Annotated in this window: 22 protein-coding genes, 1 tRNA gene, 1 pseudogene and 1 CRISPR repeat array; of the genes and pseudogenes, 18 read left to right on the top strand and 6 right to left on the bottom strand. The window is 51.2% G+C overall.

The annotated features are described in order from the left end of the window. The first annotated feature begins 220 nt into the window (after window positions 1–220). Window positions 221–1,291 carry a hypothetical protein gene (locus H6F43_RS03450; protein WP_190340693.1) on the top strand — a complete coding sequence of 357 codons (1,071 nt, stop codon included), beginning with the start codon at window positions 221–223 and terminating at the stop codon, window positions 1,289–1,291. Window positions 1,292–1,405: 114 nt separating this feature from the next. On the opposite strand, the gene H6F43_RS03445 is transcribed toward H6F43_RS03450, so the two are convergent. From H6F43_RS03445 to H6F43_RS03430, 4 genes are all read right to left on the bottom strand, one after another. Further along, window positions 1,406–1,576, bottom strand: coding sequence for a hypothetical protein (locus H6F43_RS03445; protein WP_190340691.1), 171 nt, complete (start codon window positions 1,574–1,576; stop codon window positions 1,406–1,408). Then, entirely contained in the window at window positions 1,573–2,319 is a 747-nt protein-coding gene (locus H6F43_RS03440; protein WP_190340689.1) for a pentapeptide repeat-containing protein, read from the bottom strand. The genes H6F43_RS03445 and H6F43_RS03440 overlap by 4 nt, the downstream gene beginning before the upstream one ends. Continuing rightward, window positions 2,316–2,996, bottom strand: coding sequence for a hypothetical protein (locus H6F43_RS03435; protein ID WP_190340686.1), 681 nt, complete (start codon window positions 2,994–2,996; stop codon window positions 2,316–2,318). The genes H6F43_RS03440 and H6F43_RS03435 overlap by 4 nt, the downstream gene beginning before the upstream one ends. Before the next feature lie 378 nt (window positions 2,997–3,374). Next, window positions 3,375–3,620: a helix-turn-helix transcriptional regulator gene (locus tag H6F43_RS03430; RefSeq protein ID WP_190340684.1), complete on the bottom strand. Its 246-nt coding sequence runs from the start codon at window positions 3,618–3,620 to the stop codon at window positions 3,375–3,377. 218 nt (window positions 3,621–3,838) lie between these two features. Between H6F43_RS03430 and H6F43_RS03425 the strand changes: the two genes are divergently transcribed. From H6F43_RS03425 to H6F43_RS03345, 17 genes and pseudogenes are all read left to right on the top strand, one after another. Beyond that, entirely contained in the window at window positions 3,839–4,129 is a 291-nt protein-coding gene (locus tag H6F43_RS03425) for a hypothetical protein (protein ID WP_190340682.1), read from the top strand. Window positions 4,130–4,210: 81 nt separating this feature from the next. Next, complete coding sequence (locus H6F43_RS03420) at window positions 4,211–4,615, top strand: hypothetical protein (RefSeq protein ID WP_190340680.1); 405 nt, start codon at window positions 4,211–4,213, stop codon at window positions 4,613–4,615. 159 nt (window positions 4,616–4,774) lie between these two features. Beyond that, window positions 4,775–5,740: a helix-turn-helix domain-containing protein gene (locus H6F43_RS03415; protein ID WP_190340678.1), complete on the top strand. Its 966-nt coding sequence runs from the start codon at window positions 4,775–4,777 to the stop codon at window positions 5,738–5,740. Further along, window positions 5,730–5,903: a hypothetical protein gene (locus H6F43_RS03410; protein WP_190340676.1), complete on the top strand. Its 174-nt coding sequence runs from the start codon at window positions 5,730–5,732 to the stop codon at window positions 5,901–5,903. Before H6F43_RS03415 ends, H6F43_RS03410 begins: the two co-directional genes overlap by 11 nt. Continuing rightward, a complete protein-coding gene (locus H6F43_RS03405; RefSeq protein ID WP_190340674.1) occupies window positions 5,890–6,444 on the top strand; it encodes a hypothetical protein in 555 nt (184 codons plus the stop codon). Before H6F43_RS03410 ends, H6F43_RS03405 begins: the two co-directional genes overlap by 14 nt. After that, complete coding sequence (locus tag H6F43_RS03400; RefSeq protein WP_190340672.1) at window positions 6,441–6,839, top strand: hypothetical protein; 399 nt, start codon at window positions 6,441–6,443, stop codon at window positions 6,837–6,839. Before H6F43_RS03405 ends, H6F43_RS03400 begins: the two co-directional genes overlap by 4 nt. Continuing rightward, complete coding sequence (locus H6F43_RS03395) at window positions 6,832–7,023, top strand: hypothetical protein (protein ID WP_190340670.1); 192 nt, start codon at window positions 6,832–6,834, stop codon at window positions 7,021–7,023. Before H6F43_RS03400 ends, H6F43_RS03395 begins: the two co-directional genes overlap by 8 nt. Then, window positions 7,020–7,208, top strand: coding sequence for a hypothetical protein (locus tag H6F43_RS03390; RefSeq protein ID WP_190340668.1), 189 nt, complete (start codon window positions 7,020–7,022; stop codon window positions 7,206–7,208). Before H6F43_RS03395 ends, H6F43_RS03390 begins: the two co-directional genes overlap by 4 nt. Window positions 7,209–7,410: 202 nt before the next feature. Beyond that, window positions 7,411–8,385 carry a WYL domain-containing protein gene (locus H6F43_RS03385; protein ID WP_190340666.1) on the top strand — a complete coding sequence of 325 codons (975 nt, stop codon included), beginning with the start codon at window positions 7,411–7,413 and terminating at the stop codon, window positions 8,383–8,385. A gap of 4 nt (window positions 8,386–8,389) precedes the next feature. Further along, window positions 8,390–9,046, top strand: coding sequence for a type I-MYXAN CRISPR-associated protein Cas6/Cmx6 (gene cas6, locus H6F43_RS03380; RefSeq protein WP_190340664.1), 657 nt, complete (start codon window positions 8,390–8,392; stop codon window positions 9,044–9,046). Further along, a complete protein-coding gene (gene cas3, locus H6F43_RS03375) occupies window positions 9,036–11,252 on the top strand; it encodes a CRISPR-associated helicase Cas3' (protein WP_190340663.1) in 2,217 nt (738 codons plus the stop codon). The genes cas6 and cas3 overlap by 11 nt, the downstream gene beginning before the upstream one ends. Window positions 11,253–11,267: 15 nt before the next feature. Continuing rightward, window positions 11,268–12,740, top strand: a complete 1,473-nt coding sequence (cas8a1, locus tag H6F43_RS03370; RefSeq protein ID WP_190340660.1) for a type I-MYXAN CRISPR-associated Cas8a1/Cmx1 — start codon at window positions 11,268–11,270, stop codon at window positions 12,738–12,740. Window positions 12,741–12,773: 33 nt separating this feature from the next. Beyond that, complete coding sequence (gene cas7i / locus H6F43_RS03365) at window positions 12,774–13,634, top strand: type I-B CRISPR-associated protein Cas7/Cst2/DevR (RefSeq protein WP_190340657.1); 861 nt, start codon at window positions 12,774–12,776, stop codon at window positions 13,632–13,634. Beyond that, entirely contained in the window at window positions 13,634–14,311 is a 678-nt protein-coding gene (gene cas5 / locus H6F43_RS03360; RefSeq protein ID WP_190340655.1) for a CRISPR-associated protein Cas5, read from the top strand. The genes cas7i and cas5 overlap by 1 nt, the downstream gene beginning before the upstream one ends. 300 nt (window positions 14,312–14,611) lie before the next feature. Continuing rightward, window positions 14,612–16,273 (top strand): annotated as a pseudogene (gene cas1, locus H6F43_RS22980) (type I-MYXAN CRISPR-associated endonuclease Cas1). A gap of 4 nt (window positions 16,274–16,277) precedes the next feature. Beyond that, entirely contained in the window at window positions 16,278–16,571 is a 294-nt protein-coding gene (gene cas2 / locus H6F43_RS03350; RefSeq protein WP_190340653.1) for a CRISPR-associated endonuclease Cas2, read from the top strand. Window positions 16,572–16,831: 260 nt separating this feature from the next. Further along, window positions 16,832–19,366: direct repeats of the CRISPR family, unit length 36 nt; unit sequence GTGAGCCAACCTCTGATGCCGTAAGGCGTTGAGCAC. 159 nt (window positions 19,367–19,525) lie between these two features. Beyond that, entirely contained in the window at window positions 19,526–19,837 is a 312-nt protein-coding gene (locus H6F43_RS03345) for a hypothetical protein (RefSeq protein ID WP_190340651.1), read from the top strand. Here the strand turns inward: H6F43_RS03345 and H6F43_RS03340 are convergent. Together H6F43_RS03340 and H6F43_RS03335 are read right to left on the bottom strand one after the other, a co-directional pair. Next, a complete protein-coding gene (locus H6F43_RS03340) occupies window positions 19,834–20,964 on the bottom strand; it encodes a site-specific integrase (protein ID WP_190340649.1) in 1,131 nt (376 codons plus the stop codon). The two genes, H6F43_RS03345 and H6F43_RS03340, sit on opposite strands and share 4 nt — an antisense overlap. 114 nt (window positions 20,965–21,078) lie before the next feature. Next, window positions 21,079–21,151, bottom strand: a tRNA-Thr gene (locus H6F43_RS03335). Window positions 21,152–21,190: the final 39 nt, after the last annotated feature.

Below are 21,190 nucleotides of genomic sequence, written 5' to 3'. Positions count from 1 at the left end.
AGTAGGCTACATCAACAATTAACCAATTTGACGTGATTGGGACATTTGCGGCATTTTATCACGGCACTTTGAATGTAATGTTGCTCAACTTCTCCGTGAAGCGGTCAAGAGTTAATGAACCTTCCAGTTAGAGAAAAGTTAATCGGTATAGGGAAGGTAGGCTTTTCAACAATGCAAGTTGTCAGCCTTCCCCTACACCTCTAATTCATGGTCCTCTAAAATGTTTAGTTACCCTATTGTTCTAGTTCCAAACTCTTTAAAAAGAATCTTAGAGCAAAAGCCTCCTTTACCTGAGCTAGTTCTTCCTTCTCGCCCTATTCAACCCAAAAAGCCAGAAGCCCCAAAAAAACCTGAATTTAACCTACCTAAAGCTCCCAATCGGTTCAGTCAAACTGGACCCTTGGCGCTGGCAGCAATGATAGGTTCAGCTATTCCTGTAGTAGGTCAATTTTTGGCAGGGATGGCGATTGTAACTGCTATATATGATGCCATCTGCGGCTATATGAAGAGGCGGCTGAAATACAACGAGGATTTGAGAGTTTATGAGGATTTACTCTCTAAATGGCAAAAGGATATAGAAATTTGGTATCAAACTGAAGAACAGAAATTGCAGGAGTGGAAGATGCAATGTGAACAAATCAACGTTGCATGGGAAATCAAAAGAATGAAATTAATGGAGAAACATAAAAAAGAGTGTGAAGCTCGACTTAGCCCTGAAGGGCGTCTTAGATGGATCTCTGACACAATCAAAGAAGAGATAGACGCAGATTTAAAGCCGAGTAGTGCTCGTGCTGGCAAACGGGATAAAGTGTTGTTTGAGAAGTTGAAATCTACATTTCCAGAGCTGAAGATAGACTGGCAGAAAGGTTTAGAACTTTCTTCAGGACAGTACCCTTACACTCCAGATGTAATTGTGCATGACCCCATAACTCACATATGGATAGATGTAGAAATAGATGAACCCTGGTTCAAGGAAGATGGTATAAAAAAGCCCAGTCACTACTTGGGCAAAGATGATAGGCGAAATGATTTCTTCCTCCAATGTGGATGGATAGTTATTCGTTTTGCTGAAGAGCAAGTAGCTCAATCGCCCTCTTCTTGCTTACGAGTAATTGCTCAAGAACTGGATAAATTTAGAGGACAAAAGGAATTTAGCGCAAGACTATCAGATTTTTCTGGGCCTGCTGAAATTCCAATATGGACTGAGGACAATGCTTTAGAAATATCTAGAGATTTCCCTCCGCAAACTTCCCGTTCTTCAAGTATTAGTAGTCGTCCTCTCTCCCCATAAGGCTTCTAGACGCTCCTGTAGGACAATCCTTATATGTCCTACAGGACAGCAGGACAACGAGCCGAACACTAGAGCAGCATTCAGAGATCGCCTTCAACGTCTCGTGATGGATAGTTACAGATTCTCGCGTGTCACTCGCGATGCGATCGCGTTCAGAATTACTCCCAACTGCTCCGGCGGCATTTGGTGAATCTGCACCACGATCAAGCTAGAAAGCTGATGATTGCGAAACGTAACACTAAAGCCCTGTTGCTTCCCAAGAAGCCTGACAAACTGAACGTTCAACGTCCGGTAGGAGAGTAAGCAGACTCACGATCGCCAGAGGTATCATTAAAGATGGCTCCACGCTGCTTCAAATCGAGCTTTGCTGACTCAGATAGCCCTACAACATCGATGAAAAGCGCGTTTTCAACGATCGTCCCTACTAAAATAGTTTCGCTCAGGTAGGCATTGCTTAAATTGGCACTGCTTAAATTGGCGCCGCTTAGGTAAGCATTGCTCAAGCAGGTGCTGCTTAGGTTGGCACCGCTTAGGTTGGCACCGCTTAGATAGGCACTGTTGAGGTTGGCACCGTTCAAGTTGGCACCGTTTAGGCGGGCACCGCGCAGGTAGGCACTGTTGAGGTGAGTACCGTTCAAGCCGGCACTGTGTAGATCAGCACCGCTTAGGTAAGCACTGTTGAGGTAGGCACCGTTCAAGTTGGCACCGTTCAAGTTAGCACGGCGCAGGTCGGTACCGCTCAAGTCGGCGCTGCTTAGGTCAGCGCTGCTTAAGTTAGCGCCGCTTAGGTTGGCACCGCTTAGACGGGCACCGTTTAGGTAAGCACCGCTCAAATCAACACGGCGCAGGTCAGTACCACTCAGATTGGCACTACTTAGGTCTGACGCAACGAAATCCCTTTTAGGATCGCGTCCCAAGAGTTTCGATAACTCTAAGAAGTCGTCGGTATCTGCCGTCTCAATCTGCTGAACGATCGCTTGAAACTCTCGAAACTCTTCCTCGGTGATTTGAAATTCTGGCTCAGTCATAGCTGCCCCTCCACTCGGCTGAGATGGGGCTGTAGCTTTGGCGCAATAAAGCGTAGAAAGAACTCTCGCTCTAGCAAAGCTTTCTTATTACGACCGATATCAGTTGCCCATAACCCCCCTGCTTCAATCAGGCAAATATCCCGCTGTCCTCGCACCCCAAAGGTTGCTGCTACTCCACACGGTCCAGTAGCCGCCTCGATCGTTCCCAATCGTTCCTCAGTAAGCTGTCCTTCTAAGACTGGCTCGGAAGTTTTGACTTCAAATCTCCAAACAGGGGCTTCTTCGGTGCCTCCTGTAACCACTTGATGAATTTTAGACTTCACTTTGCTAGCTCTCTTAGCCGCGTCTTTAGTCTTAACTCCACCAGCGATCGCAATGTTAGCTTCTCCTTCCCGGCTCTGCTCCTGTTGGTCTTCCCGCTCCAATTCAAGTTCAAGTGCAGCCGTTAGCCCCATCTTCTCAATTGGAATCTTGCCATCTTCTAGCTTCAGCCTTAACTCACCCCGCTTCAGCCCAAACCAAACGCGCCCTCCTGGAACTTTGATTTCTTGCCGTCCAAAGCGAATGGTGAGACTCAAATTAGTGCTGCTGGTGGCAAGGGGTCGCTGAGCTGAGACAGGCAAGACGATCGACGTTTCCTCCTCCAAAACAGGTTGACTGTGCAGCTTTACAAACACGCAGTCTGGGAACCTATTTTGAGAAGTTAACTGGCTCGTGGCAGGTTGATTCATGGCTTAGTGGTCTGGGGTTGGGGGCAACGGGGGCAGGCACGATCGCTCTAACAAACTGGCATACCTAGAAAAACTTTGTCACCGTCAGAGGAATTTTGCTTCCAGCAACTGATCGTAGGACACTTGGCAACTGTCCTACAGGACAACAGGATACTAAGGTGGAGTGCCGCCCAGCCGATCAGCAACAGCAGCAGTTACATTGCCACACACTGCTTCGAGTTGAGCTTTTCTGATTCAGACAGCTCCATATCATTAATGAGACGCGCGTTTTTAACGATCGTCCCTCTTGAAATAGCAGCACCCCTCAGGTTACGGTTGTTAGCCCTACGGCTCCTCCGTTGGCGGCAGCGGTACGTTTCCATTGTCGTCTCGCGCCACCAGCATCAGCAGGTACTGCCGCTGCTCTAGGGTGAGCGCGTTCAGGATTTTCTCCACTGAATCGATGCGAAGGTTTTTACCGTTGCGAAACTGGCTGATCTGAGCCGTGGTTAACCCACTGCGTTCAGCGATTTCTGCTCCACTCAGCTTGAAGCGGAACACCGTTTCTCGGAATGCCTCAGAAAACTTCATCCAAGACCATCAACGAACTTACGTGACTTTGACGCGCTTTTTGTACCAATACATGCTATTACATGCTGTTCGCCTTAACTAAGGCGAATTCGCCTTAGTTAAGGCGAATTCGCCTAATTACATTTTCCTGTAACTTGTTACAGATTTATGGATCGCTTTCATTACATGAACGTATAATGAATTTCAGTTTCCTGTTATCTGTTACTTGAAGCTGAAACATGGATATTCCGCGAGAGCTAATTTTATCAGTCGAGGATATTCGTCATCTAAAACACATTCAGCTTTCCTATTTGACCGGGTTTGATCCCAGCAATTTTGCTGCGTGGAATGGCAATCGGAGAATCTCCGAGCGCAGTCTGGAGCGCATCGCGCAGTCGATCGGGATGGACAAGCCCGACCTGCTACGAGCGCTAGAACTCCGCCGCCAAGATGCCGCGATCGCCCGTAATGCTCAGACCAAAGCCGACAAGCTGATTTCCTTTCTCGCGTCAGTTCGGGAGCCAGCGTGACCCTTTCTACCCTGCTACAACAAACGGCTATTCGCTATCAGGCTGCTGTCGAAAGCGTTCTAGCAGACTGGTCGCCGGACTGTGGCTGTAATCGCCCTGGTTTGCAGTCGCACTGTGGGGAATGTCCTTGTCTGTCTGAGTTTGAGCAGCTTGTTCAAGAGAAAATCCACCGATCCGCCGCTGAAAGTGGGGTTCCTACATCTTTCGATCGCTATGACCGAGATTTGTCCACCGTCCAGTTTCCCCAATCACCGCTATGACTTCGGCGACTCTGTAGTTGCTGTGCCAATTAGCGAAGGGGGAACGGTCGAAGCCATTTGGCACCACGACGATCACTGGCGCTACCACTTGCGAGGACTGAAACAGTGTTCTGCCTGTTGGTGGTGCGAAGACCAACTCAAGCCAGCGTGCCCCCGCTGCTTTGCTCCCTGGAACTCGATCGCCCCCTGCGGTTCCTGCGGACTCTCCCCCGACGATTTGCCCTAGAAAAACGCCCCGGTCTGTGCAGCAGTCACGGGGCATCGTTTTATTTACTTGTTTCGTATCATGACAAATTCTCGATCAACTTCCCTATCGTCAGGGACACAGAATCGCTGCGTTCTGCTGCTGGCTTGCTCTCACAGCCTCCGTTTAAAGCAGTGAGCCATGAAGCACTACCGCATGACTCACCAGGAATGGTGTAATTCCAGTCGCCGACTCAAGCCCGCCGAGTTAAAGGTTCTTTACTATCTTCGTACCTTCGATCCGTTCGGCGAAACGTGGCTCGACATCCAGGTAAGCGCGATCGCCGATGACTTAGGAATGAACAAAAGCACGGTATCACGGGCACTCAAGCAGCTTACCTGTAGCGGCGACATCGACCTTGAAATTCAAGTTTGCCGGGTCCGCTTGCGTTCGCATGTCCAAAGGTTGTCTACAGACAACTCGTTGCGTACAGACAACCTGTTGTCTACAGACAACTTCGATGATCGCTACACAACCTCTGCGATCGCTACACAACACCTGAACGATCATTCAGATTTGAAACCGTTGCAGGGTGGAAGTTCTGAAAAGGGCGAATGTACCAATAACAAGAAAAACTTGTTAAAAGAACAACAAACAATTGGTGCAAGCACAATCGGAATTGACAGGAAGGCGATTGGTACAGAGGCGCTAATTGACCGGATTCAGAAAGCCGGAGTGCTTCCGAACAAAACAATTCAGAAGACGATCGCGCAACTCAGCGCAGAATTAGGCACGCCCGCTGCCACCGCGAAAGCTGTGGAAAACGCAATATCCGCCCTTCGAGAACAGCAACAAGCTGGAACGGTGCGAAACCCGTCCGGGTTCCTCGTTGCTGCTTTAAGGGGCAACTTCACCGCGAATGAAGCGAAGCGGCAGGCGAGGAACCATCCAGCAGGCGGACAGCCACCACCAGAGGTTCCAGATCTTTACACCGTTGCTGCTGCAATCGATAGAGCACTGATAGCAGGCGATCGCCCGTTTGCTCTGCTGAAGTTGAATACTCTATGGGCTGAAGGATGGCAGGAACAGGTCCAGGAATTGTGTTTGCTGAGAAAGCAGGATTGGGGCTTTACCGTCAGCACTAGAGGGGTAGGCGATGGCAGGTAAAAGCATTCCTCAAAGAAACCAGGACCAGCGGCGACGGTGCCGCGAACTGTTAGACCGCTACGAGGCAAAACAGCGCAAGCGTGAGAAATACGCACGGCAGCAGGCGATCGAGCAATTGACGAAGCTGCTAGAGGAGATTGGGAGGCAGCATGGAGAGCGTTAGTAGTGCACTGGCAGGCTATCAAGAGTCGATGCTCTCTACGGTTCAGCAGTATTGGATCGATAACCCCAGGTTTGCTATACCCCAGAACAAGGATTTTTCTTCTCAAAACGGTTCTACCAGTAGAACACTTTGTATAGAGGAAAAAATTTGTACCCCAGAACAACCGTCTGAGTCCCCACTTTCCATTCCCTATTCCCCACCCCGACAGCGACGACGATCGCTCAAAGGTCAGGCTAGTGGGTGGATCGAGAAACGGACTGGGAACACGCGCCGATGGGTGCCCTGTATCAGCTTCTATTACTGCTGGACTGAGCTTGACGAGGACGGCAAGCGCCGGAAGTGCAAGCAGTACATTCAGAATCATCTCATCAGCGATGTGCAGCGGCTGGTGGAGCAGGAGCGGCGACCTGTCGCAGAGATTTTGCAGGTGATGAGTGGGCGATCGCGCTGGTGCCCACAGGGAAAGCACGTTTACGACCCAATGCTCGGAACTAACCTACAGGACGCTTGCCAACTGTCTTATAGGACAACGGGACAATGAAGATGAAAGAATGCCCAGAATGCGACGGTGAGAGACGGCTGTTTATCAAGTGGGATGAGGGCTTCTGGAGCGAAGAAACTCCACCAGCAGGCGCACCTATTCCATGTCCAACCTGCGAAGGGACGGGCACCGACGAGCCAGTCAATCACTGTGCCGCGTGTGGAGAGCCGATTAAGTTCGGCGATCGCTGGTGTGAGCAGCACCAGCTAGCTACCCTGTTTGAGCCACTGGAACCACCAGGGATTTCTGACAGTTTGGTCGAGCTAGTTGATGCTGAAAAATGCGACGCTTGCGAGGGGACAGGTGAGCGACCGACCCCAATGTGGCATCCAGAAACCAACCCTGATGCACCTTGGGAAGAGTGCCCCTACTGCGGAGGGTCAGGCTATGTCTAACTGGCTGATGGTTGGAGGACTGGTGGCGATCGCCTACTGGCTGGGCTATCGACAAGGTTGGCAGGTGTGGGAGCGGCGAACGTCGAAGCAGTTAGACCGAATGGCGAGGGCGCTGGGGGTGCTGCCGGAGCATCCCTACTGGACGATCGACGATGAATCTTCACAGCACATGGAGGACCAGTGACTAAACCTAAGACGCAAGCCCCAGAACCTGATGCCTCAACTTCGGAGGAGAGAATTCGCTTCACGGTTGACTTGCCGGAGTCGTTGCATATGGAATTGTCGCTGCTGGCGGTGAAACAGCGGAAGCCTAAAGCGGTATTGGTGCGGATGGCGATCGTGCAGATGTTGAAGGAAGCGCAAAGCTAGTACAAAGTTACGCAGTAATGCAGTAAGTCTGTGGATGGTTGGGGCACTTTATAAAGGACGTATAGAGCACTGCATCGTCTGAATCATTGTGCGCCTCAAACAGTTAACCACCCAACCAACTTTTTTGCAGTATTGCAGTAAGGCGGAAACGTTTTTTCCGGGTAGTTTCCCTACGATAGGGTCAATCTACAACAGGTGATGCATGTTACTCCGCCTTGAACGACTCCTACAGCTTGACGATCTGCTGCGTAGACAACGACAACGACACACGGCTGGCAGTTTGGCAGTGGTGTTAGAGGTCAATGAACGGACGGTTCGTAACGATCTGAACTTTTTGCGCGACCGCTACCACGCTCCGATCGATTTCAACAGGCAGAAGGGCTACTACTACACTGATCCAGACTGGCGACTACCGAGTATTACCCTCAGTAAGGGAGAACTGTTTGCATTAATACTAGGGGCACGGATGCTGGAGGCAAATGCTGGATCAGCCTATGCACCGGAGTTGCGCTCAGCGCTTACTCGTTTGAGTGAGCGACTACCGCAGCAGTCTTGGGTGGACCTGCAACAGGTGGCAGATGAGCGGATTTTGTTTCGCTCAGGGGCAGAGATTGACTTGAACCCAGAGATTTGGCACAGGTTGGAGGATGCCTGTCGTCTGCAAATGTCGGTGCAGATGACCTACTACACCGCCAGCAGCAACTCTGTGTCTGAGCGCAAGTTTGACCCCTACTTGCTGCATATCTACCGGGGCACCAATCCCTACGCGATCGGCTACTGCCACAAGCGTCAAGGAATTCGCTGGTTCCGAGTCGATCGCATCAAGCAGCTTCAGGTACTCGAAGAGACATTTGTGCCTGACCCCACCTTCGATGCTAAGGACCACCTGGAGATGATCTTCCAGCACGAAGCGGGTGGGGTACCGCTGCCTGTGTCGATTTGGTTTGATGCGCCCACGGCTCCGTATATTCGGGAGCGGCGCTGGCATCCGACGCAGGAGCTTCAAGAGCATCCGGATGGATCAGTCACGCTGCATATGGTTGTACGGGGTCTGAATGACCTGAAGCGGTGGGTGTTGGGATATGGGAGAGGAGCAATCGTGCGGCAGCCACCGGAGTTAGTGGAAATGGTGAAGGCAGAGGTTGTTGAAATGAATGAGCAATATTTGGAGAGCTAGAACCATGAATTTTCTGGAGATTCAATTTGCACTACGAGGTAGAACACTGCCTGCGGATCATGGATATGCACTGTATTCCGCCGTCAAAAAACTGCTTCAAGAAACCGAAGATGAATCACTGCCGAAGGACTTACCCTTAGAAGTTCGCTTATGTAGCATACCGGGCATTTCTGATCGCGCTGGCATGATTTATCTGAATCGAGGTTCACGATTTAGAGTCCGCTGTCCATCGGAGCAAATGCAAACTTGGTATCGACTCCTGCAAGACCAAGTTTTTGATATTCGAGGTCATTTAATTCGCTTGGTCCAGCCAAGAATTACGCTACCAGAAGCGAGCGAGACATTGGCATCAAGACTGGTGACGTTTAAGCTGGATGCGATCGACCATGCAGAAGTGCCCCGGTACTTTTTAGAGTCCTGTCAAAAGGGGCTGGAACGTTTAGAAATTAAGGGTCAAGCATTCATTCCCAGTGATGCCAACGGCGATCTAGCCCGACGCACCCTACAGGTGAAGGATAAGAAAATTGTCGGCTATGGTGTGGTGGTAGAAGGGCTGAACCAGGAAGACTCGCTAAAGCTGCAATGGCACGGATTGGGAGGAAGACAACACTTTGGCTGTGGTTGGTTCTATCCAACGCGGGAGGAAGCCAATGTCAGCTAAAAATCAAACCCTGTACCCTAAATTGTTACTTGCGAAATCAAAAGAGGCCTCCTGGAAAGGAGCCTATACCTTGGTCGGACACACTGCTTCTGTCGTTGAAGCCGTAACGACGTTAGTTGATGAACTGAGTGATCAATTAATCGCTCAATTTGGCTTATATCAACATCGTAAAACGCTCCGCGCCACCGCTCGTCTTGCTGCTTTTCTTCATGACTTAGGTAAAGCAAATGACCACTTTCAAGCAGTGGTTCGCAAGCTGAAGAATCCGATGAAGCATCCCCAGTTGATGCGGCATGAAGCACTGTCAGTTTTATTGGCGTGGGAACTGCGAGATTGGTTAGCAACGGGCGAGGGTGATTTTAAGATTGCGATCGCGGCAGCAGGCGGACACCATCTCAAATTGGGCGGTGAAGGCGGCAGACAAACGGATGAAATTGGCGAAATTCGTGAGTCTGGAGTCGATACGTGGACGCGGGGCGATCGCCTGCTGCTCTACACAAATCATCAGCACTTTACCGGACTCCTGCGCTACGGGCAAAAAGCTTGTGAACTTGCTTCAGAGATTCCTCAAGGCTTGCCAACGGTTTGGACAATTGCCGACATTAAGCAACGCCGACAAACCATTTTGAGCGAACTCGCGCAATGGGAGCCTGATCCCGTCTTGACTGCCGTTGTCAAAGCGTTGCTGGTGGCGGGCGATACGAGTGGATCAGCTTTACCTGCAAATGATGTAGCAATCCGACCATGGATTCAGACCCAAATTCATTACACGCTGACAGAACCAGAGCTACAGCATGTTGTCGATGAGCGTTTGAAGGGCGATCTCTTGCGTCCATTCCAAGAACAGCTCGGTAATGCGACATCACGGGTGACGCTGGCACGGGCAGGTTGCGGTACGGGCAAAACGTTGGGCGCATACAACTGGGCAAAACGATATGCTGTGGGGCGCAAGCTATTTTTCTGCTACCCCACAACGGGCACCAGCACCGAAGGCTTTCTAGACTACGCTCACGACAAAGTAGACTCGACCCTGTTGCACACCCGCGCTGCCGTCGATCTAGAGCATCTAGACCTACACTCAACGGGCGATGACGATGACCTTGAGACGAAACTGGAGTCGTTCAAGGCCTGGAGTACCAAAGTTAGCGTTTGCACCGTCGATACCGTTTTAGGGCTGCTGCAATGCAATCGTCGCCCGATGTATTGCTTTCCTGCGATCGCCCAAGCTGCCTTCGTCTTTGATGAAGTGCATTGCTATGACGACAAGCTGTTTGGAGCATTGCTGCGATTTCTGGAGGTCGTGAAAGCACCTGTTTTGCTGATGTCCGCCTCGTTTTTGCCGTGGCAGGTGCAGGCGATTGAAAGCGCTGTAGGTGAAGCGGTCGAGATCATCCAGGGACCGGAGGAGCTGGAGACTCAACCCCGTTATCGGTTTCATCTGGCTGATGCACCCGATTGGGAGCGGGTGAAAGCTGAATTTAAGCAGGGCGGCAAAATTCTGTGGGTGTGCAACCAAGTGAATACGGCAATCTCGGTATATCACGAGGCGCGACAGCACGACTTACAACCCTTGCTGTATCACAGTCGCTACAAGTATGGCGATCGTGTTAACCATCACCGAGAAGTCGTGGATCGGTTTAAGGCAGAAGGGGCGGTGATGGCGATCGCCACCCAGGTTGCTGAAATGTCGCTGGATTTATCCGCCACGCTCTTGGTATCTCAAATCGCTGACCCCGCAGGATTGACCCAGCGATTGGGGCGGCTGAATCGTCGCTACTGCGGTCATGCTCTGGATGCCATTTTTTATCCCGATGAGAAAGTGGGATTTCCCTACAGCCAGGATGAACTTGATGCAGGTGCCGCATTGGTACAAAGTTTTGGCGGAGAAGTTTGTCAGGTGGATCTCGCACAGTGGCTAGAAAAGGCAGCAGTACGAGGCAAGCCCGATCTTGACTCCGTGTGGCTTGATGGCGAGTGGCGCACCTACCCAGCATCACTACGGGAAGCGGGCTACACCACAACGGTACTGCTGGAGCAGGACGTAAAAACGGTGGAAAAGCTATCCGCAAAACGATTACCGCGCTACACAGTGCCGCTGGTGGTGAGCAGCAAGCAAACCAAAGGGTGGGAAAAGTGTCGGCGGTACCCTGTGGCTCCAGCGGATGCTTGGGGTTACTCGTCAGATATGGGCGTGTATCAACTGTAAAGGAGGTGAGTCATTTTGACTGAGCTTGTATTGTCAATTTTTGATCCCAACACGCTGTTACCCCATCGAGCAGGTATTGCAGGGTTGGCACTGGCATTGTCAGTCATTCATCCAGCCGATGCACCATTGCAGTGGGAAGTAACAGAAGATGCTGTGAAATTGTTGTGGAAGGGGAGCGACTTAGAAATCGTTCAATGGCTACTAAAACAAACGTATCGCTCCGATCAAGGCTATTTGGAAGTGCCTGCACTCAAGCTGGACGAACAGGGACGCTACATTTTTACTGAGGGCGTCATGTCTACGTTCTTGCAGCACAGCAAACAGCGTAATCGTGAGAAACAAGCCGTCCCTCTAGCCTTTCTAGTTGAGGATGACAAGCCCGAAATTCGGATTGATTACCGTCCTGTCGTCGATTGTTACTATACCCGCGACTTTAAGGAGGCATTCAACAGCAAGGGCACCTTCAGATCAGAAATTCCGCTCAAAGGTCATCACCTACCAGGATTGGTGGAATGTTTCGTGAATGGCGCTTATGTTGAGTCATCCACAGGATTCTTAGCATTACTATTTCTGCCGCTTGCCTGTGGCTACTATCAATTGCCAGGGTATCGATCTGCGGTAGTCATTCCTGAGGTTCGTAACTTAAAGGAATGGGTCAACCTGCGACGCAGAATGTCAGGACGGACCTATCGAAGTTTTCGATCGAGCAGTGCGGGGGAATCTGCTTTACATTTTCTGCTGCAAGAAAAGCTCGTTGAAGACTCCCAACAGTTTCGAATCGATTACTGCGAAGTCTACCAATTGGGCAATCAACCGTGGGATGGCAATCAGTCCTACCTGAAGCAAGCGGTATATCGCGTTCAGGTGAGTGAACAAGTGTTGGGGTTGTACCAAGTAGCATCCCGACTGCTGCCGCCTAGAGTCAAGCTCAAGCAGGACGGTAACGGCACTTGGTTAGCAGAATCTAAAGTGTTGGCATGGATCAGCGACAACCTGATTACGAACAAAGTTTGGTACAGCGGCTTTTTCGAGTTTCGTAAGGCAACACCTATTTACCCAGAAGACCGAAGAGGATTAGTTGTAATGACTGAACATTTAAACGAAGATGAACAAGTTTTGTTTGACGCCGTACAGGGGGCATTCAGGAAATATCGAGGTCAACAGATTGACCAAGCAAAACGCCAAAATCGCCAACCGGATTGGGAACAAATTACCAATAAAGTAATTTATCGATTGCAGCGTCCCAGTACCCAGCAAGAGTTTTCTACAGCGTTAGTGGACTTCCTCAGTCAGTTTCGTAGTAAGGCAGCGTTATCAAGCGGTCCACAAATCTTCTGGTGGCTACATCAAGAATCAAACTGGCGCAAAGCTAGAGACTTGGCACTCCTTGCCATTGCAACCTACCAAGGGAAAAGTCAGGAAGAAAAGGCTGAAATTGAGCAAGAACTGACTCAAGAACCGACTGAACAAACTGCAAACGTTTTGTAATTCGACTCGCTCATTCAATTTAGAGGAATTATCATGTCTCAACATTTTTTTGCAACAATCGTCACCTCCACTGCTGTTGCAGCAAACAACCGAGGTGAGGGGGATGGTAGCACTTTATCTACACTGCAAAAGATTACGCGCGGCAACGATCAATATACAACAGTGAGTGCCGAAGCCATTCGTTGGGGATTACGCGAGTATCTACAAAATTTAGATGCAAGCAAGGTGAACCGCACCTTTGATCCAAATAAAGATGTCTACAACTTGAAGAACGAACGCTTCAGTTCTAAAGACTTCGTTGATGATGATTTGTTTGGCTACATGGATGCCAAGAAAGGTAAAGACAACGAAGACGCGACAACGAAGCGACGGGGAGCCTTAGAGGTAAGCCGTGCGATTAGTCTTGATCCGTTCTGGGGCGATATAGCCTTTGGCTCTAAAGGCGGTGCGAAAGGGAAAACTTCAATTCACAGTTCAGAAGTTCACTGCACAGCTTACCAATACACAATCGCCCTCACCCCAGAAAGCTTGAAAGACCCGAAACGGGCTGCCTTAATGCTAGATGCGATCAGCGCTGTGCGGCATGTTGGCGGCAACCATGCTCGATTTTTGTACGACTTCCGCCCGGAGTCGATCGTGATTCGGGTGACGAAAGACCCTAGCCCGTGGATTATGGATAGCTTCAAGCGCGTTGGCGATTCCGTAGGCTGCCCTCGTTTGGTTCGACTGGTAGAAGTGGGTGATGTAAAAGCCGATGAACTAATTGTGGGTGGCGAAATTGCCGATACTCCCTATGGTGAACAGTTGAGCAAGCTAGGGGTCAAAGTCTGCCGAGGTGTCAAAGAAGCGATCATCGCTGCCAGAGCTCAACTGCCTACAGGAGTCGCTGCCTAATGTTGCTTTACCTCGATTGCCCCTGCACTAGCTTTCCTCGCAGCTTTGCACGGGATTACAAAGAAACCTATCGCTATCCACCACCCTCAACAGTTTATGGGCTGCTGCTGTCGCTAGTGGGCGAGGTAGATATGATGGCGCACATTGGAGTGAAGCTGGGGATCGGCATTATTGGCGACGACCCGCCGATTTCCCGCATCGTTCGCAAACAGCGCCACCACAAGTTCAGCGTCAAACACTTGGGCACATACCCAACCAGTCAGTTCTCAAAACCAAACCATCATGAACTGCTTACAGATTTACAGGTGGTGATCCAGCTTGACTCTAGCGAGGAATCGGCAGCAGTGAAGCTGTCCGATCTTGTGGCAATTGCTCTGTCTACCCCAGGACAGATCAGCCGTTTTGGTGGGCTGTCTCTCGGTGAGTCTTGGGCGTTAATTAACGGTGCAAGGCTTTATCGGGAAGCTGATGGCGTGGTTCGCTGGCTTGTTAAGGACAATCGCGGGCTAATTGGCTTGCCCGTGTGGATCGATCGCCAAACCACGCAAGGAACGTTTCAGCGCTTCTCAATGTCTGAACTGGGATACAGCGACGAGTGTTTGATTTCAATCAAGCCGCCTGTGACTACAGCGCCTGCAAAATCAGCACAAGCGAAGCGAGGAAAGCGCTCAACCTGATGCTGTTGTAACGGTCAGCTTCGACTCAAGCTTTTGAACCTTGAAAACTGAAGATATGACTATAACTGTTAACAGAGTGCTGAACCTCTGATTGCCATAAGGCGTTTTCTTTGTCACTCTTGAGCCATCTGCTATTACTGCATTACTGCATTGTCTACCTGTAGATTCCAGAGGTACGGGTGTATGCTTCCTTCAAAAAGCCGTACTTCTAACGACAGGACCATCAAGGAATAGCAATCTCCTTGGGTGTATCGGTTGGTACACCAACGATTGAACAGCTTTTAAGCCTTATTCACTGCTATGCAAACGTTAGATCCTCCTGCAACAGAGCAGGGCACGATCCGTGTGTCTGCGCTCCACGCTTTTGCTTATTGTCCCCGGTTGTTCTATTTAGAGGAGGTCGAAGAACTATACACCCAAGATGCTGCAGTTTTTGCCGGACGCAGGCTGCATGTTGAACTTGAGAAACAGGAAGATGAAGACTGGGAAGAACTGTTTCTCGAAAATGCTGAGTTAGGCTTGCGGGGTCGCGTCGATGCCCTCCGCACTCGTGACGGGCAAACGATTCCCTACGAACATAAGCGCGGTCGCTGCCATCGAGACGAAAACAAACAGCCGCAAGCTTGGGAGAGCGATCGCCTGCAAATTCTCGCCTACGCCTGCCTGATTGAGGCAGCCTTGGGAATTCCAGTTCAAGAAGGCAGAATCCGCTACCATGCCGACAACGTGCTGGTGCATGTGCCACTAGATGAGGCTGGGCGTGCTGACGTTCGAGCCGCAATTGAGCAAGCTCGATCGCTCAGGATGTCTACCCATCGTCCTCCAGTAACTGACAATGAGCGGCTGTGTACTCGTTGTTCATTGGCTCCAGTATGTTTGCCAGAAGAAGCGCGGTTGGTGCATGACCGCGAATGGCAGCCCGTGCGCTTATTTCCCGAAGACGACGATCGTCAAGTGCTGCACATCTTGGAACCCGGAACGTGCATTGGCAGAAGCGGTGAATAATTGAAGATCACTCGCAAAGGTCAACCGATCGAGAAAGTTCCTGCGCGGCAAGTGGGGCAGGTGGTGCTGCACAGCTACTCCCAAATTTCCACTCAGGCGCTGCATTTCTGTACCGAGCAAGACATTGGCGTTCACTTTGTTTCGGGGGGTGGGCGGTATCTGGGCAGCTTCGACGCCCGACAAGGCAGCATCCAGCGGCGAATTCGGCAATATGCCGCGTTGAGTAACCCGGAAACCTGCTTAGAGCTTGCTCGCAAGTTGGTGAATTGCCGAGGGCAGGGACAGCGCAAGCTCTTGATGCGTAGGCAGCGAGGTAGGGCGGAGGTTCCGGACGCACTGACTGCTGCGATCGAGCAAATGAAAGCCGTGCTGAAACAGGTGCCGAAAGCCGCTTCTCTCGCATCGCTGTTGGGATTGGAGGGCAATCTAGCTGCTTTGTACTTTGGCGCACTGCCGCACTTGATTTCTGCCAGCGTTGACCCTGCCCTTCAGTTTACCGATCGCAACCGCCGCCCACCCAAGGATCGGTTTAATGCGCTGCTCGGTTTTGGCTACGCGCTGCTGCTAAAGGATGTGATGAATGCCATTTTAGTAGTCGGATTAGAGCCTGCTCTGGGGTTCTATCACCAGCCGCGTACTCAAGCGCCCCCACTCGCCCTTGACCTGATTGAAATCTTTCGAGTGCCGCTGGTAGATCTGCCTGTTCTAGCGTCGATCAATCGCAAGCAGTGGGATGTTAGCGAAGATTTTGAGGTGCGGGGGGCGCAGGTGTGGCTGAGTGAGAGTGGACGCCGCAAGTTCGTGAGCTTGTATGAACGGCGCAAGGAAGACACCTGGAAGCATCCGGTTACTGGCTACTCGCTTACCTACCGTCGCTTACTGGAGCTAGAAGTCCGGCTGCTGGAGAAGGAATGGATGGGTGAAGGAGGTCTATTCGCTCAACTGATTGTGAGGTAGGGCGATGGCAGAACTCAAGCACTGGTACCTAATTGCCTACGACATTCGCGATCCGAAACGCTGGCGCAAAGCACATAAACTGCTTAAGGGATATGGGGAGAGTGTACAGCTATCAGTTTTTCGATGCAGGCTGAGCCAGCGCGATCGTGAGAAATTGCGATGGGAACTGGAGCAGATTCTGACAGCGGAGGATGATCTACTGCTGGTGGGACTCTGTAACCGCTGCGTGGAGCGGGTGCAGGTGTGTAATCGTCCCGGAACGTGGTCCAATTCGGGCGATGGCTTCCGAGTGATTTGATGCAAGGATCGGTGATTGTGAGGAGAGAATCAAAAGGCAAATGCCGTCGCAGGCTTACTGGCGTTCTGATTCAGAAGCTATGGACTGCGATCAAGTGCTTGCATTTTTTGCAGAGCTTGATGGGCAAGGTTTTGGCAGGGCTACCCGCAGGGAGTGAGGCAGTGTTAAAGACAGCTTTGGGCAGTATTACAGCTATTTGAGCTATGGTGCTTGCAGAACTTGCTGTGGGCTGGTTCTCACTAAGGGTTCTGGCAATCGCGGTGAGCCAACCTCTGATGCCGTAAGGCGTTGAGCACCAGCCCAGCGGGAGATTCCAAGAGAAAGGCAGTCTGTGAGCCAACCTCTGATGCCGTAAGGCGTTGAGCACAATCTCAACAGCGCGACCCGTTATCTGCAACTGTTGTGAGCCAACCTCTGATGCCGTAAGGCGTTGAGCACAAATTCCATAATCTTCGCGTACGCGAATGGTTTAAGTGAGCCAACCTCTGATGCCGTAAGGCGTTGAGCACTCATCTGATTTTGAGGTAATGCAGGGATTGATGGCGGTGAGCCAACCTCTGATGCCGTAAGGCGTTGAGCACACTTCTAGTAGGTCAAGTCCAAACGCGGACTCTACAGTGAGCCAACCTCTGATGCCGTAAGGCGTTGAGCACGGTGCATGGCAAGACCTTCAAAGCTTACCCCTGAATGTGAGCCAACCTCTGATGCCGTAAGGCGTTGAGCACGCTGCTATCTTGGCTTCAATACGCATCACCCACCTGTGAGCCAACCTCTGATGCCGTAAGGCGTTGAGCACGATTCGGCAACAGGTTCACCACGCCAGAGGAGAGGTGAGCCAACCTCTGATGCCGTAAGGCGTTGAGCACCAAACCAAAGATGAAGTGTTTCTGTTGCCGTCGATGTGAGCCAACCTCTGATGCCGTAAGGCGTTGAGCACTTGTCACTCGAACAGCTTCCGGTAATCGATTTCTAGGTGAGCCAACCTCTGATGCCGTAAGGCGTTGAGCACAGCTAGACAAACAGGGTCAACTAACGCCGGAGGTGTGAGCCAACCTCTGATGCCGTAAGGCGTTGAGCACGTTTTTAGCGCCTTTGCTGGAGGCATATCCCATCGAGTGAGCCAACCTCTGATGCCGTAAGGCGTTGAGCACGATTGACAGACAATTGCACCTATCCGCCAGAAAGAGGTGAGCCAACCTCTGATGCCGTAAGGCGTTGAGCACTTCGCCAGTTCCGAGAGTTCTTGCGGTTCAAGCCGTGAGCCAACCTCTGATGCCGTAAGGCGTTGAGCACTAGATCGCTCAGCATCACTCGCAATTCTGTGATTGTGAGCCAACCTCTGATGCCGTAAGGCGTTGAGCACCATCGGTGCCGGGAATCTCTCTGCCTGCGATCGCCCGTGAGCCAACCTCTGATGCCGTAAGGCGTTGAGCACACGCAGCAAGCGCTTCCTGGTGTCCTACGCGGTGAGCCAACCTCTGATGCCGTAAGGCGTTGAGCACCAGACTCTATGGATTCACGTCCAGACTGCACAGGAGTGAGCCAACCTCTGATGCCGTAAGGCGTTGAGCACTCAGGGATGCTTTCGAGGGTTTGTTCGGTGCGACAGTGAGCCAACCTCTGATGCCGTAAGGCGTTGAGCACTGGAACTGAGGACCGATAGAAATGTCTCCTAGGGCAGTGAGCCAACCTCTGATGCCGTAAGGCGTTGAGCACTTAGAGGTGTCACGATGCACATCGATCAGGTACTGGTGAGCCAACCTCTGATGCCGTAAGGCGTTGAGCACATGCCATCACTAGCCGCTAGTCCTAAGAGATCTGCCGTGAGCCAACCTCTGATGCCGTAAGGCGTTGAGCACTAATGGGCAAGTACCTAAAGGGACGGGTAAAAGAATGTGAGCCAACCTCTGATGCCGTAAGGCGTTGAGCACTTTACTAGAGGAGTCACTATCTTCTCAGGAGTTGGGTGAGCCAACCTCTGATGCCGTAAGGCGTTGAGCACCCACTAGAGAACCCGTTCCCAGTGCAGCAGCTGTGGGTGAGCCAACCTCTGATGCCGTAAGGCGTTGAGCACGTTCTAGCGACGTCAGTGACGTGGTTAGGCAAGCAAGTGAGCCAACCTCTGATGCCGTAAGGCGTTGAGCACAACTGCCTAATAATTCCCAGCAGCAAACCCTAAGAAGTGAGCCAACCTCTGATGCCGTAAGGCGTTGAGCACGAGTATTTCCACGGCACAGCGATCGCGGCTTTTGTGGTGAGCCAACCTCTGATGCCGTAAGGCGTTGAGCACAAAGCTGAATTTTCTGTAAGCCGAGTTGAGATTGAGTGAGCCAACCTCTGATGCCGTAAGGCGTTGAGCACCGAAGAAGATGACGAAATTGTGGTGAGATTGCAGGGAGTGAGCCAACCTCTGATGCCGTAAGGCGTTGAGCACCCCACTGGCGGCAATCTAAACTCTGCCTCAATCTAGTGAGCCAACCTCTGATGCCGTAAGGCGTTGAGCACCTGAGTTGGGACTGACTCGTAAGCAGTTTGAGGGTCTAGTGAGCCAACCTCTGATGCCGTAAGGCGTTGAGCACTTTAACCTTAGAGATCAAAACCTAGTTCCTTCTACCGTGAGCCAACCTCTGATGCCGTAAGGCGTTGAGCACTAAACCGATTCTGTAGGAATACGGTGCTATGGGACGGTGAGCCAACCTCTGATGCCGTAAGGCGTTGAGCACTCTCTACTAATGGCAGTTACGATCTACCGCAACACTGTGAGCCAACCTCTGATGCCGTAAGGCGTTAAGCACGTGACATGGATACAAAAAGAAATTCAGGCAAGAAAATGTGAGTTCTACCTGATTTGAACCCATCGCAGCTTATTTACTGACATTGAGGCTGTCTAAAAATATAATTAATTATGCTTTCATATAATTAACTCACTTTATACCAAACTCTTATCGATTGCCGTGACTGATCGCCTCATCCCCGAAAGCCAGCTAAAACAAGCCGTTCGAGACATCCTCACCGAAATGCTCGGACTTCCCCCAGCCCAAGCGTCCACGACGCGCCAGTGGTACGACACTGATCCCGCCTATCACCTCCTCGGACTCGACGACCCCGAACAACTCCGCGAAGCCGTGCGCTCCGGACTGCTGCGAGTCGGTCACGAAGTTCGCGATCGTCGCAAACCCAGCGCCAAACTTCCCCGCTATCAGTTCCATATTGAGAAGTGTCAGCAGCGCCTCTCAGAACGACCCGAACGCCGTACAGCAAATTAGGGAGCCTTCGGTCTATTCTCATCTAGCAGCACCCCTTCATAGACCCGTTGATGCTGCTCCTGACTAATCCAGCGATTGTACGTTTCCCAATGCAGTGTTGGGCTGTGTCCCATATACGCTGCCGCCACTGCTACTGGCAACTTGAACACAACGGACACTCGAATTGCATAAGCATGGCGCAGATCATATGGTGCAAACGGCATCCCTGCCCGCTTAAACGCCCGTGCAACTCGTTCCCCGTAGTCTTGATTAATGCGTGCCGTTAACCTTGGCAACTTCAGATCCCAGAGCTGCCACTGTTCTACCCACTCTGGGTAAAACGGGTAGATCTCCCGCGCTCCCGTCTTTCCATCCGTCACTCGCGCCACCAAGATCTTATTTCCCAAGCCCCCATCTCGCCACTCTAACGCTGTAAAAAACACCTCATGATCCCGTAGCCCATACGTCGCCATTAACCCGTAAAGGCATCTCCAAGCAGGCTGCGACAAACGCTCGATCGACTCCACAATCACCTCATCGCGCGGAATCTCTCGTACCACTTTCTTGGGTGAGTAATTGCCAACATAAGGCTTTAAATCCACTTCTACGTCCGCAAACTTTGCAAACTGCTGCAACACCTGACAAGCAACCTGCCGTGATCGACTATTCGGCTTCGATCGTTGAGCAACTGAAATTAATACAGAAGCACTTAACTCCCACCGATCCGGCAACCACTTCAACGCCGAATTATAGTAGCGCTTTCGCCATAGCAACTCCGCCGCTTCAGGCGAATCCCTCTGCAAGTTGGTCTCCAAACAGTACCGCTTAAATCGCTCCACCCACTCACCACACGTCCTAGCGTCTGTTCCCTGAGCGTCTCCTAAATAAACCTTCCAATCAAACTCACGACACGCTAGCAATCCTCCAAGTTTTCGCGCCTCCGCTTCCGCCCGCTCCAAACCTGCCGGATTTGCATAAGTACCCAAAGCAACATCTTGCTGATGCGACTGCTTCTTCCCCGAATTCGGCTTCGGTGGTAACGTCGCCCGTAAATATAGACGATTTCCCTTTTGACGAACCACTACACCAACCCTAGCCGCCCTCAACCGTTCATTAATTGCTTCAAGGGTAAGCTTCCCTTTCGCCACGTCCCTACCTTCCCTAAATCTTCCCTAGAAATCAGGGGGTATTGTGGCATATTCCAACCTATTCCGCCATATCTCAAACGCCGGAAAATCTTGGATATATGGGCTTTTCGTCGAAGCTGGTGACAAGACTCGAACTTGCGACCGGCTGATTACAAATCAGCTGCTCTACCAACTGAGCTACACCAGCGTACCAATAAAACAATAGCAGAATTCTGAAGCAGGCGGC

Origin of the sequence: Leptolyngbya sp. FACHB-36 (assembly GCF_014695955.1) — a bacterium.
Lineage (GTDB): Bacteria > Cyanobacteriota > Cyanobacteriia > Leptolyngbyales > Leptolyngbyaceae > FACHB-36.
This window is presented reverse-complemented; position numbering and strand designations above follow the sequence as displayed.